The organism is Aggregatibacter sp. HK296, assembly GCF_980469475.1.
The window spans coordinates 757,366-770,747 of sequence record NZ_OZ413142.1; the positions used below are offsets into that span (position 1 = coordinate 757,366).

Consider the following 13,382-nt stretch of genomic DNA (forward strand, 5'->3'; position numbering starts at 1 on the left):
GTATTTTTAATATTCTGTTTTATTTTTATATTCACATAAATCTTCAATCATGCACGCACCACAACGAGGTTTACGGGCGACACAGGTGTAACGTCCGTGCAAGATTAACCAATGGTGGACATCCACTTTAAATTCGGCGGGCACGACTTTAATCAATTTTTCTTCGACTTTCACCACATCTTTGCCGGGAGCAAACGCCGTACGATTGCAGACGCGAAAAATATGGGTATCCACGGCGATAGTCGGGTGTCCAAATGCGGTGTTTAACACGACATTCGCGGTTTTTCTTCCCACGCCGGCAAGTGCTTCTAACGCTTCGCGATCTTCCGGGACTTCGCCGTTATGTTTTTCAATTAAGTCACGGCAGGTTTTAATGATATTTTCTGCTTTGCTATTAAATAAGCCGATAGTTTTAATGTATTCCTTTAAACCATCTACGCCTAAAGCCAAAATCGCTTGTGGCGTATTGGCGACAGGAAACAGCTTATCCGTCGCTTTATTCACCCCTTTATCGGTGGCTTGTGCCGACAAAATCACCGCAATTAATAATTCAAAGGGCGAGCTGAAATTCAGTTCCGTTGTTGGGTGCGGGTTTGCCGCACGCAGACGTTTTAGAATCTCAATTCTTTTTTCTTTATTCATACTTTTCCTTCTACTTTTTTGCTTGTGCAAAAAAGTAGCAAAAAACACACCCCAAGCTAATTTGCTTGTCTGAGCTTGGTGAGAATTTTCCTTACGGAAAATTTAGAACTCGCAACTAGGTTGCTCAAACAAGCTAAATTTTCCTAAAAATTCTCAGTCGCTCAGGCAAATTAGATGGGGACGAATTATCTGAGCATTATTTATTTTTAAACTACTTTTTTGTATCTATGATATTTTTTAACGCTAATAGCAATGCTAAACCGATAAATGCACCGGGAGGCAAAATTGCCAGTAGCAGATTACTGTCGCTATGGAAAAACTCAATTCGCATAAATGCAGCCCAATCGCCTAGCAGATTTTCAATGCCGTCAAACAGGGTGCCGTTGCCGATAATTTCACGGATAGCACCGAGAGCGACCAAACCAAGCAACATGCCCAATCCCATAGAAAAACCATCCCATGCAGAATGGGCTATGCTGTTTTTAGAGGCGAAAGCCTCCGCACGACCGATTACAATACAGTTGGTGACGATAAGCGGAATGAAAATACCGAGCGATTGATAAAGTTCGTAAGTATAAGCGTTCATCAATAATTGCACCACCGTTACTGTGCTGGCGATGATCATGACATAAATCGGAATACGAATTGCATTTGGAATGTGTTTACGGAATACGGAAACCACCGTGTTGGTACAAGTAAGCACCAGCATAGTGGCTAAACCTAAACCCAGAGCATTAGTGACGGAGTTGGAGACTGCCAATAATGGACACAAGCCAAGCAGTTGCACCACCGTGGAGTTATTGGTCCAAATGCCCTGAATGAAGATTGTTTTCCAAATGTTGTTTTTATCTGAAATATTCACCGCACTTTGAGTGTCATTTGCTTGTGAGGTTTCTACGGTCTCATTTAATTTATCCATTATTCTTTCTCTTTCGGCAAGTTATCCAACATGGCAAGTGCAGCACGTTTTACTTGGTTGACAACGGCACGTGGCGTAATCGTGGCGCCGGCAAATTGATCGAATTTCCCACCGTCTTTTTTCACCGCCCATTCTGCCGCTTTCTCTTGGCTGATGATTTGATGATCAAACCCCAAAATCCAATTGGAAATGCGCGTTTCGATTTTATCGCCTAAACCCGGTGTTTCATGATGTTCTGTAATTCGCACACCAAGCACTTCACCGTCCGGTTTCATGCCGACTAAAATACGAATATCACCGGAGTAACCGTCATGCGCCACGCTTTCAAAAGCATAAGCGGTGATTTTGCCGTCTTTTTTGGCTGTACAAATTTTCTGAATAGAGACATTTTGTAATGCGTCGATTTTCGGTACATCACAATCTTGCGTTAAATTGTTAGTAAAGTAGTCCTGTGGAATCACTTGTAATAACAACGCCCGTTGTTGCTCTTGCATCGCTTGAGCGATTTTATCTTTAGTTAAAAAATAAACCCCACTGGACATTGCCGTGCAACAAAATGCCACGAATGCCAACAACATGGCGGATTTTGAGGTAACTTTAATGGTTTGCATGGCGAAGTCCTTATTTCCGATGGCCGGCAACGCGCGGACGGGTATAGTGATCAATTAATGGCACACAAATGTTACTGAGTAAAATAGCGAATGCGACACCGTCAGGATAATTGCCGTAAAAACGGATTAAATATAGTAAGCTCCCCACGAGAACACCAAATACCAGCTTGCCTCGTGGCGTAATAGAGGCGGTAACCGGATCGGTGGCGATAAAAAATGCACCGAACATCATGGCACCGCTGAATAACTGTGCCGGTACGGTTAAGTGTGTACCATTGCCGAAGAATTCGGTGAGCAAGCTCAATAGCGTAAAACTGCCTAGCATCGCCACCGGAATTTGCCAGTGAATCACCTTTTTCAGTATTAAAAAGATGCCACCCAGTAAAAAGGCTAGGTTAATTTGCCACCAACCTTGTGCGAAGTCCCAACCGTTTTGCGTGAAAATCGGTAAGTTAGTCAATTCATAAAATGCCACTTCGGAACATATCGCATCGGTTATGCAGGAACTAGCAGAAGAATAAAAGGTTCGTACGGTATCTAACGGTGTTGCTTGCGTAATGCCGTCAATGGACGCCGTTAATTGATGAAGACTAAAACCGTCGGAAGTCAGTCCGGAGAAAATCAACAATGCCGCATCATGAAAGGTCGGCGGCTCCGCCAATAACGCAATGGGCGGCATCCAAGTGGTCATTTGTAATGGGAACGATACGAGCAGCACCACATACCCCACCATGGCAGGGTTAAACGGATTCTGTCCCAAACCACCATAAACATGCTTGCCGAGAATCACCGCACAAAATGTGCCAATAAGAATAATCCAATAAGGTGCATAAGGCGGAATCGCCACAGCAAGAATCAGTGCGGTTAAAATGACGCTAAAATCAGAAATATCGCTCAGAGCCGGTCTTTTGCGTAATAGCGAGACGCTCCATTCCAGTAATAACGCCAGTCCGATGGCTAATGCGGATTGAATCAATACGCCAAATCCAAAATAATAAATTTGCAAAATGATTGCCGGAATCATGGCGAGAATCACCCAAAACATCACGCGCGCCGTGAGTTTGCCTGAATGGGTGTGAGGTGAACTGATCATCTTAAACATGTATATTCCTTAATCCTGTTCATTTTGTTGTGCCTGTTGAGCGGCTTTTTTCGCTTTGGCACGTGCGATAGCGGCAGCAATAGCGGCTTTGCGCGGATCTGTTTCCGCTGGATTTTCATCTGAAATTTGAACCGCACTTTGGGCTGTTTCAGGTTCGGTAGAGGTTACGAATTCCCCTTGCTGAACGGCTTTTTTCGCTTTAGCACGTGCGATAGCAGTCGCAATAGCGGCTTTGCGTGGATCCGTGTTTATCGGATTTTCATCTGAAATTTGAACCGCACTTTGTGCTGTTGCAGGTTCGGTAGAGGTTACGAGTTCCCCTTGCTGCGCCGCTTTTTTCGCTTTAGCACGTGCGATAGCAGTCGCAATAGCGGCTTTGCGCGGATCCGTTTCCACAGGTTTTTCATCTGAAATTTGAACCGCACTTTGTGCTGTTTCAGGTTCAGTTGAAGTTACGGTTTCTGCTTGCTGCGCCGCTTTTTTCGCTTTGGCACGCGCGAGTGCGGCAGCAATCGCAGCTTTGCGCGGATCCGTTTCTGCTGGATTTTCATCTGAAATTTGAACCGCACTTTGGTCTGTTGCCGGTTCGGCAGAGGTTACGGTTTCCCCTTGCTGCGCCGCTTTTTTCGCTTTGGCACGCGCGAGCGCGGCAGCAATCGCAGCCTTGCGCGGATCCGTTTCTGCCGGATGTTCATCTGAAATTTGAACCGCACTTTGTGCTGTTTCAGGTTCGGTAGAGGTTACGAGTTCCCCTCGCTGAACGGCTTTTTTCGCTTTAGAACGTGCGATAGCCGCCGCAATAGTGGCTTTGCGTGGATCCGTTTCTGCTGATTTTTCATCTGAAATTGGAACCGCACTTTGAGCTGTAGCCGATTCGGCAGATGCTACGGTTTCCGCTTGACGAGCTAATCGGCGTGCCTTGCGTTGTGCCATGATGTCGCTATTGTCAGGCTGAATATGGCCTTTTTCATCAATAAGGGTTTTTTGCTCAATTTGCGCATTTTCTGCAGACTCGGCTTTTTTCGCTTTTAAACGTTCTAAGGCAGCAGCGACCGGATCGACGCCTTTTTGCTGTGCTAATTCTTCACGGCGTGCTGCAGCGGCTCGTTGAGAACGCGCTTTGCGCTCTTGTTCTTCCCGTTCTAGGCGGGCTTGGCGTTGTTCAAAACGGATCTTCGCTTCTTCTGCTAATTTTGCTTTATGTTTAATTTCCCAAATTTTGGCTTTTTCTTGGCGGAAATATTGAATAAGCGGAATGTGGCTTGGGCAAACATAGGCGCACACACCACATTCAATACAGTCTTTGAGAGAATATTCTTCCGATTTTTCGTGATTTTCGCTTCGCGCAAACCAATAGAGTTGCTGCGGCATCAGTTTTACCGGGCAAGCGTCGGAACAGGCAGAACAACGGATACAGCTTTTTTCCTGTTCCGGTGGCGCATATTCAAAATGATCCGGTGCCAATAAGCAGTTTGCCACTTTGGTCATCGGCGCATTTAAGTCAGGTAGAATGACGCCCATCATTGGACCGCCCATGAAGACCGGGAAACGGTCGTCATATTGGTAGCCCGTTTCGCGCAATAAATGAGAAATTGGGGTACCGAAGCGTGCCCAATAATTGCCTTTATTAGGAATTTTATCGCCGGTGAGGGTGACAACGCGCTCAATTAAAGGCTCGTCATCAAGTACGGCACGTTTAATGGCAAAGGCGGTTCCCACGTTTTGCATGAGTACACCAATGCTATAAGAGCGTTGTCCGCTTGGTACTTCCATGCCGGTCAGTACTTGAATGAGTTGTTTTGCCGCGCCGGAAGGGTATTTAGTCGGAATGACGCGGATTTCAATATCATTCGCGCCATGTAACGCACGTTCTAAGGCGGATACGGCTTCAAGTTTATTGTCTTCTATGGCGATAACGACTTTTTCAGGGCGCAAAATATAACGCAAAATACGCACGCCCTCGATGATTTCACCGGCGTAATCGCGCATTAAGCGATCATCGCAGGTGATGTAGGGTTCACATTCTGCGCCGTTAATAATCAGCAGTTTAACCTGTTTTTCAGCAGAGTGAATTTTGGCGGCTGTCGGGAATACCGCGCCACCCAAGCCGGCAATACCTGCTTGATAAATTTTTTCAATCAGCTGTTCCCGAGTTTGGGTGAAAAAATCCTCGATTGGCATTTGTGGTCGCCATTGATCCAAGCCGTCTGCTTGAATATGTACGCAGGTTTCTGTCAATCCGGATGGGTGCGCAGCGACATAAGGGCCTACAGCAATGACTGTACCGGAGGTTGGTGCATGAATAGGTAAGGTGCGCCAGCCATCACCTTGTGTCAGTGGTTGTCCTTTGAGTACGCGATCACCGGGTTTTACCAATAGGTTTCCTGCTGTCCCGGCGTGTTGTTTTAGCGGGACATAAAAATCATCGGGCAGAGGAAGCGTGCGAATAGGCGTGCCGTTAGATTGGGACTTCATATCCGGTGGATGAATGCCACCATCAAATTCCCAAAGTTTGCCACTGTTGAAACGTGTTAATACATCCGCCATTTATTTCCCCACAATGATTTTCTTTTCAGCCGATGTGGTATCAACAATCGGAATCACTAAATTAGGATCGAATTTCCAATCCCAAGTATCAATATTTTTTTCGACTTTAATCATGGAAATACAGCTCGTTGGGCAAGGCTCAACACAAAGCTCGCAACCGGTACATAAATCGGGAATGATGGTATGCATGAGTTTATTGCTACCGATAATGGCATCCACCGGACAAGCCTGAATACATTTGGTACAGCCGATACACATATTCTCGTCAATAAAGGCGACTTTCGGTGTAGGATCTTCTGCTAAATCGTCTGTTTCCGGTGGTTCAACACCAAGGAGTTCGGCAATTTTAATGACAGTTGGTCTGCCACCCGGAATACATTTCGTAATTACATCTCCATTGGCAATGGCTTCTGCGTAGGGTTTGCAACCGGGATAGCCACATTGTCCACATTGGCTTTGCGGTAAAATCGCATCGATTTTTTCGACAATAGGATCGGCTTCGACTTTCAGTTTTACTGACGCAAAGCCCAAAATGGCGCCGAAAATCAGCGCCAATACAACAATGGCAATAAGAACATAATAGAAAGTCGCCATTATAGTTTCACCAATCCGGTAAAGCCCATGAAGGCGAGAGACATTAAGCCTGCCGTAATCAAGGCGATAGACGCACCGCGAAATGGCATCGGCACATCAGCGGCAACCAGACGCTCACGCAATGCGGCAAATAAGACTAAAACTAAGGCAAAACCGGCAGAGGCACCAAAGCCATAAGCCACCGATTCCGTTAAATTATGCGCAAGATTAACGTTTAATAACGCCACGCCAAGCACGGCACAGTTGGTGGTAATGAGCGGTAGGAAAATCCCTAATAAACGATATAACATTGGGCTGGTTTTATTGATGACCATTTCGGTGAATTGCACCACCACGGCGATCACTAAAATAAAGACAAGCGTGCGTAAAAAAGTCGCATTTAATGGCGCGAGAATATAATTATCCACTAAATAGGAGCAAAGCGCCGCCACTGTCAGCACAAAGGTTGTTGCCAAGCCCATGCCGATAGCGGTTTCGATTTTTTTTGAGACGCCCATAAAAGGGCAGAGTCCAAGGAATTTCACCAACACGAAGTTATTAATCAATGCCGTGCCGATGATCAGTAGAATGTAATGTGTCATAGCGTTCAATTCGTTCGTATAAGCGGTGTATTATCGCCATTTATGGGCTTAAGAACAATAAAAAATTGGGAGAAATTCTAGCAAAAACCACCGCACTTTTTTATACGTCAAAAAGCGTATTTTGGAAAAGTGCGGTGGAAAATTCGAGAGATTTTATTTAACGGTGATTTCTTTCTGGAGGAATTGAGCAAGATCAGGATGTTCAAACTGAAACCCTTGAGCTAGCAAATGTTGTGGCACGAGATTTTGACTGTCGAGTAATAAATTTGCACGTTCGCCGAGTAACATTTTCAACATAAACGCCGGAGCGGTTGCTATGTGAGGGCGGTGCAAGATTTCACCTAATAACACATTAAATTCGGCGTTACGTATTGCATGTGGAGCAACGAAATTAAATGCGCCCCGGCAATCGGTATTTTCCAATAAAAATAAAATGCCACGTACCATATCCTCTAAGGCAATCCAACTCCAGAACTGTTTGCCAGAACCCAGTTTTCCACCTAAGCCACAACGATATAACGGCAACATTTTTGCCAATGCACCACCTTTTGTACCAAGCACCATACCCGTGCGCACGAGGCATACTCGCGTGTTGGCTTTTAAGGCTGCGGCTTCCCACTGTTGACATAAGCGAGCGGCAAAATGATCTGCCGTTGGCGTATTTTCATCAATCCGTTGTTCACCCCAATCACCGTAATAACCCGTGGCGGAACCGGAAATAAAACATTGAGGCGGATCGTCACTACGATTTATCAGGTGTGCCAGTTTTTCTGTTAATGAAATGCGGCTAGATTCTAACCGCTCTTTTTGTGTGGTTGTCCATCGACGAGAAAATATCGGTTCTCCGGCTAAATTAATGACCGCATCAAACTGATTAAAATGCTGAAAGTAATCTAATGTATTAATGAATTCAATGTGATAGGAGAGTTGCTGTTTGGCTTTTGCCGGATGGCGCACCAAGGCGGTAATTTGATGATTTTTCGCCAATAATGAAGGAATCAACGCGCTTCCGATAAAACCGGTAGCTCCAGTAATGAGAATTTTCATGCAGTTTTTCTGTTTTTGTCGAACTTAAAGGGTATTTTCGAATAAGTCTTGAATACGCAACATTAAGTTATTGATGTCAGTTTCTTTGGTTGGTGTCACAAAAATGGTGTCATCCCCAGCAATATTGCCCAAAATGCCTTCCATTTTACTCACGGAATCCAGCAGACGCGCGATAAGTTGTGCTGCGCCCGGTGTTGTTCGAATGACGATCAACATGTTGTTATGATCAATGTCTAACACTAAATCTTTTAAGGAACTCCGCGTATTTGGCACGCTTAACTCACTTGGCAAGCAATAGACCATTTCCATGCGGGTATTACGGGTGCGAACCGCCCCAAATTTACTGAGCATACGGGAGACTTTCGATTGATTAACCGAGCTAAATCCCATTTTATGTAATTCGGTGACGATTTCACTTTGTGAACCGTATTTTTCTTGGCGCAATAGATCCTTGAATGCTTTTGTCAGGTTATCCGGATTTTCGTTTAACATGAACCTTTCTCTTATCAGATTAAAGTGGCTGAATTTTGCATAAAAATAGCGTTTTTAGCAAATAAATATTTACTTTATAAGGTGAAAGTGCGGTGGAAATTTAAGGCGTTTTTTATGACCTTTTTTACGGGGGAAAAAGAAAAAATTTGAGTTAGATCGCACATTTGAATTTGTCTGTTTGAATTTAAACGTTGGTAGGCGTACAATTTTTACAAATTTTTAACTACCCATTTCTTACTACATGAGGAGAATGAAATGAAAGTTGCAGTTTTAGGTGCCGCAGGCGGTATCGGTCAAGCATTAGCATTATTGCTGAAACTACAGTTGCCGGCAGGTTCCGAGCTATCACTTTATGATATTGCACCGGTAACCCCGGGCGTTGCTGTGGATATCAGCCACATTCCGACCGCGGTTAAAGTGGAAGGTTTTGCCGGTGAAGATCCGACACCTGCATTAAAAGGCGCGGATGTCGTGCTGATTTCTGCCGGTGTAGCACGTAAACCGGGAATGGATCGCTCAGATCTATTCAACATTAACGCAGGCATCGTACGTAACTTAATTGAAAAAGTCGCTGTGACCTGTCCGAAAGCATGCATTGGGATCATTACCAACCCGGTAAATACTACCGTTGCGATTGCAGCAGAAGTCTTGAAAAAAGCCGGTGTTTATGACAAACGTAAATTATTTGGCGTGACCACATTGGACGTAGTTCGTTCAGAAACCTTTGTTGCCGAATTAAAAGGCTTAAACGTTTATCGTACAACCGTGCCGGTGATTGGCGGACACTCCGGCGTGACCATTCTTCCTTTATTATCTCAAGTGCCATACGCTGAATGGAAAGAGGAAGAAATTGAACCATTAACTAAACGTATTCAAAACGCCGGTACTGAAGTGGTGAATGCTAAAGCTGGTGGCGGTTCTGCAACCTTATCCATGGCTCAAGCTGCGGCACGTTTTGCAAATGCGGTAGTACGCGGATTACAAGGCGAAACGGTGATTGAATGTAGCTATGTCGAAGGCGATGGTAAATATGCTCGCTTCTTTGCTCAACCGGTTCGTTTCGGTAAAGAAGGCGTAGAAGAAATCCTGCCAATTGGTAAACTCAGCGCGTTTGAGCAACAAGCGTTAGATGCTATGTTGCCGACATTACGTGCAGATATTGAATTAGGCGAAAAATTTGTTAATCCATAATTCAACTGGAAAATAAAAAATCCCCGTAGCCCTAAGGTTATGGGGATTTTTTTCGGATGTAAATAAAAAGTGCGGTCGAATTTGACAGCACTTTTATCCTTTGGAAAGCAGAAATTAATCTACTTTTACAATCCAACCTTCCGGTGCTTCTACGTCACCGAACTGGATGCCGGTAAGTTCTTCATAAAGGCGTTTAGTGATTGGACCCACGTCAGTTTCTGAATAGAAAACGTGGAAGTCATCGCCATATTGAATGCCGCCGATAGGTGAAATAACCGCAGCTGTGCCGCAAGCACCCGCTTCGGCGAATTGGTCTAATTCATTGATATAGACATCACCTTCAATGGTTTCCATGCCTAAGCGTTCTTTGGCTAAATAGAGCAGTGAGTATTTGGTGATACTTGGCAAAATGGATGGCGAAAGTGGCGTGATGAATTTGTTATCGCGTGTGATACCGAAAAAGTTTGCCGCGCCCACTTCTTCAATTTTGGTATGGGTTTTCGGATCAAGATAAATGGCATCAGCAAATTTGCGTTCAGCGGCAAGTTCATGTGGTAATAAACTTGCAGCATAGTTTCCGCCCACTTTGACGCCACCGGTACCATGTGGTGCAGCGCGGTCATAATCGGTTACCAAGAAATTAGACGGTTTCATACCACCTTTGAAATAGGCGCCTACCGGGCAACAGAAAACGGAGAAAATGTATTCCGGTGCGGGGCGTACGCCGATGTTTTCACCGACACCGATAACGAATGGACGAAGATAAAGTGTGGCCCCGCTACCATATGGCGCAAGCCATTTTTCGTTGGCTTTGACCACTTCTTTACAGGCGCGGATAAATAATTCTGTCGGAACTTGTGGCATTAACAGGCGATCGCAGGTGTTTTGCATACGTTTCGCATTTTGATCCGGACGGAAAAGGTTGATTGAACCGTCTTTGCAACGGTAGGCTTTTAAGCCCTCGAAACATTGTTGTCCGTAATGCAGCGCGGTGGAACCTTCGTGAATATGCAATGTGCTGTCAGTGGTTAATTCACCATTGTCCCATTTGCCGTCTTTCCAATGGGCGATAAAACGATAATCTGTTTTGATATAACTGAATCCGAGATTTTTCCAATCAAGTAAGTCTGACATGGTTTTTCCTTAATATAGATTGAGATTTAAGTCGTTTTTAATCTACACCATTCCATCAGGATTGAAAATATTTTAGTCGTAAAAACAAATGAAAAGTTTAAGTGGGAAGACTCTCGTTTGTGGAAGAGGAATAGGGCAGGAAATAACAGCAGAACTATGTTAAAATCGCCCATAAAAAACACCGCTCTTTTAGGAGCGGTGTCTGGCGAAAATGCCGAAAATACAGGAAATGAAAAGAAAAAGTAACTTTCGTTACTTTGGTTTGGAAAAACCAAACAATATGCAAACACAACATCATACTTAATTCGAAAATCTTAACAGTTAAGAAATTGTGACTTAAGTATGGTTTCATTTTAAGTAGAATAAGTATAACGGGCAAAAGAGATTTTTTTATTAGATTGATAAAAAAAAGTAATCTGATTTAAATTTTTTCTAAGAAATGAATCATTGGGAAATAACATGTATAAACGTTTGCCACCTTTAAATTCGCTAAAAGCATTTGAGTCAGCCGCGAGATTTTTAAGTTTCACGAAAGCGGCGGATGAATTATTTGTGACGCAAGCAGCGATTAGCCATCAAATAAAAATTTTGGAAGATTTCTTAGGCGTTACGTTATTTAAACGTAAAAATCGTGCGCTGGAGTTAACTGATTTTGGCAAAGCCTACTATGCGGACATCACCAAAATTCTGCACCGTTTAGCGGAGGCGACGGATAAATTATTCGCTTTAAAAAATGATAAACATTTAACCATCAGTGTGCCGCAAACTTTTGGTATTCAATGGTTGGTGCCACGTTTAAGCGAATTTAATAAATTATATCCCGACATTGAAGTACGCTTAAAAGGTGTCGATCAAGATGAAGGCTTGCTTAGCCAAGACATTGATATTGCGATTTATTACGGCAAAGGCAACTGGGATAACTTACAAGTGGATCGTTTGGTGGAAGAGGATTTACTGGTGCTTGCTGCACCGAAATTATTGGCACAAAAACCAATTCATCAGCCACAGGATTTAAAACATCATACCTTGTTGCACATTCATGCCCGCGATAATTGGCAACATATGGCAAATTATTTGGCATTGGAAGAATTGAATATTCAGCAAGGCCCAATCTTTAGTCATACCTTCATGGCCTTGCAAGCGGCAATTCATGAACAAGGCATTGTGCTTGCCAATCGTATTTTAGCGCAACAAGAGTTGGACAACGGCAATTTACAACCGGTATTTGATACCCATTTGCGGGATCCGAAATCCTTTTATGTGGTCAATCATTTAGATAACAGTAATGATGAGCGCATTGTAGCGTTTCGTTCCTGGATCATTCAAACCATTAATCAAGAAGAAAATAAACAAGAAAATGAATAAGTTGGCATTATATTGTCGGATGGGATTTGAGTGCGAGTTGGCGGCAGAAATCACCGATAAAGCAGCAGAAAAAGGCGTCTTTGGCTTCGCCCGTGTCACCGAAAACAGCGGCTATGTGATTTTTGAATGTTATCAGCCCGGTGAGGCGGATTTATTAGCCCGAGAATTGCCCTTTCAACAGTTGATTTTTGCGCGTCAAATGATCGTGGTTTCCGATTTGCTGACGGATTTACCGCAACAGGATCGTATTACCCCGATTCTTCAACAATATCAGCAAATTGCGGAAAGCATTCCATTAACAAACAGCAATGAATTATGGGTAGAAACCGCCGATACGAATGAAGCGAAAGAATTACTGGGATTTTGCCGTAAATTCACGGTGCCACTGCGCCAAGCCTTGAAAAAGCAAGGCTGGCTGAGTGCTAAACATCACCTAAAGTGCGGTCTGACATTGCATGTTTTTTTCTTACAAAATAATGCTTGTTATGTGGGTTACTCTTACAATCACAATCATTCTGCACACTTAATGGGTATTCAACGCTTAAAATTCCCTGCCGATGCGCCAAGCCGTTCGACATTAAAATTGGAAGAAGCCATTTTGAATTTTATTCCGCGCCAAAAAGAAGCGGAATTGCTTAACGAAACCATGTATGCCGTGGATCTCGGCGCTTGCCCGGGCGGTTGGACATATCAGTTAGTGAAACGTGGTTTATTTGTATATGCCGTCGATCACGGCAAAATGGCAGCCGGTCTGCATGATACGGGGCGCATTGAACATTGTGCGGAAGACGGTTTTAAGTTTCAGCCGCCGAAACGACGTAAAATTGATTGGCTGGTGTGCGACATGGTGGAGCAACCAAGCCGAATTGCCGAGTTAATGGTGAAATGGCTGTTGAACGGTTGGTGTCACAGCATGATCTTTAATTTGAAGCTACCGATGAAAAAACGCTATGCGGAAGTACAACAATGTCTGCAATTTATTGCGGATAAATTGTCGCAGCAAGGGTTAAAATTCCAGTTACAGGCAAAACACCTGTATCACGATCGGGAAGAAATCACGGTTTACTTGCGTTTGCTATAAACGATTGTCTTGAAGTAAGACTTAAAAATTTTGGTTTTTTATACCGCACTTTGTGCAAATAATTTGTAAAATAACT

At 43.9% G+C, this 13,382-nt stretch carries 13 protein-coding genes; 3 read left to right on the forward strand and 10 right to left on the reverse strand.

What is annotated here, in order from left to right:
• Positions 1-6: 6 nt before the first annotated feature.
• From nth to argR, 9 genes are all read right to left on the reverse strand, one after another.
• Positions 7-642: an endonuclease III gene (gene nth, locus AC30SH_RS03700; protein WP_111306457.1), complete on the reverse strand. Its 636-nt coding sequence runs from the start codon at positions 640-642 to the stop codon at positions 7-9.
• Positions 643-853: 211 nt separating this feature from the next.
• On the reverse strand, positions 854-1,561 hold the full coding sequence (locus AC30SH_RS03705; protein ID WP_048750538.1) for an electron transport complex subunit E: 708 nt from the start codon (positions 1,559-1,561) through the stop codon (positions 854-856).
• Complete coding sequence (rsxG, locus tag AC30SH_RS03710; RefSeq protein ID WP_315028042.1) at positions 1,561-2,172, reverse strand: electron transport complex subunit RsxG; 612 nt, start codon at positions 2,170-2,172, stop codon at positions 1,561-1,563. Before rsxG ends, AC30SH_RS03705 begins: the two co-directional genes overlap by 1 nt.
• A 10-nt stretch (positions 2,173-2,182) precedes the next feature.
• The gene (gene rsxD / locus AC30SH_RS03715) at positions 2,183-3,274 is read right to left on the reverse strand and encodes an electron transport complex subunit RsxD (protein ID WP_314885593.1); all 1,092 of its coding nucleotides are present in this window, start codon (positions 3,272-3,274) and stop codon (positions 2,183-2,185) included.
• Positions 3,275-3,283: 9 nt separating this feature from the next.
• A complete protein-coding gene (gene rsxC / locus AC30SH_RS03720; protein ID WP_489582129.1) occupies positions 3,284-5,821 on the reverse strand; it encodes an electron transport complex subunit RsxC in 2,538 nt (845 codons plus the stop codon).
• On the reverse strand, positions 5,822-6,415 hold the full coding sequence (gene rsxB, locus AC30SH_RS03725) for an electron transport complex subunit RsxB (protein ID WP_048750534.1): 594 nt from the start codon (positions 6,413-6,415) through the stop codon (positions 5,822-5,824).
• Positions 6,415-6,996, reverse strand: coding sequence for an electron transport complex subunit RsxA (gene rsxA / locus AC30SH_RS03730; protein WP_006718494.1), 582 nt, complete (start codon positions 6,994-6,996; stop codon positions 6,415-6,417). The genes rsxB and rsxA overlap by 1 nt, the downstream gene beginning before the upstream one ends.
• Positions 6,997-7,149: 153 nt before the next feature.
• Positions 7,150-8,043 carry a TIGR01777 family oxidoreductase gene (locus tag AC30SH_RS03735; protein ID WP_315028048.1) on the reverse strand — a complete coding sequence of 298 codons (894 nt, stop codon included), beginning with the start codon at positions 8,041-8,043 and terminating at the stop codon, positions 7,150-7,152.
• A gap of 24 nt (positions 8,044-8,067) precedes the next feature.
• Complete coding sequence (argR, locus tag AC30SH_RS03740) at positions 8,068-8,535, reverse strand: transcriptional regulator ArgR (protein WP_006718490.1); 468 nt, start codon at positions 8,533-8,535, stop codon at positions 8,068-8,070.
• 255 nt (positions 8,536-8,790) lie between these two features.
• On the opposite strand from argR, the gene mdh reads away from it, so the two are divergent.
• Positions 8,791-9,726, forward strand: coding sequence for a malate dehydrogenase (mdh, locus tag AC30SH_RS03745; RefSeq protein WP_315028051.1), 936 nt, complete (start codon positions 8,791-8,793; stop codon positions 9,724-9,726).
• A gap of 114 nt (positions 9,727-9,840) precedes the next feature.
• Here mdh and AC30SH_RS03750 read toward each other — a convergent pair whose 3' ends face one another.
• Complete coding sequence (locus AC30SH_RS03750) at positions 9,841-10,860, reverse strand: branched-chain amino acid aminotransferase (protein WP_006718485.1); 1,020 nt, start codon at positions 10,858-10,860, stop codon at positions 9,841-9,843.
• Between the two features lie 459 nt (positions 10,861-11,319).
• Between AC30SH_RS03750 and AC30SH_RS03755 the strand changes: the two genes are divergently transcribed.
• Both AC30SH_RS03755 and rlmM read left to right on the forward strand, forming a co-directional pair.
• Entirely contained in the window at positions 11,320-12,225 is a 906-nt protein-coding gene (locus tag AC30SH_RS03755) for a transcriptional regulator GcvA (protein WP_006718483.1), read from the forward strand.
• The gene (rlmM, locus tag AC30SH_RS03760; RefSeq protein ID WP_489582130.1) at positions 12,218-13,306 is read left to right on the forward strand and encodes a 23S rRNA (cytidine(2498)-2'-O)-methyltransferase RlmM; all 1,089 of its coding nucleotides are present in this window, start codon (positions 12,218-12,220) and stop codon (positions 13,304-13,306) included. The genes AC30SH_RS03755 and rlmM overlap by 8 nt, the downstream gene beginning before the upstream one ends.
• Positions 13,307-13,382 lie beyond the last annotated feature (76 nt).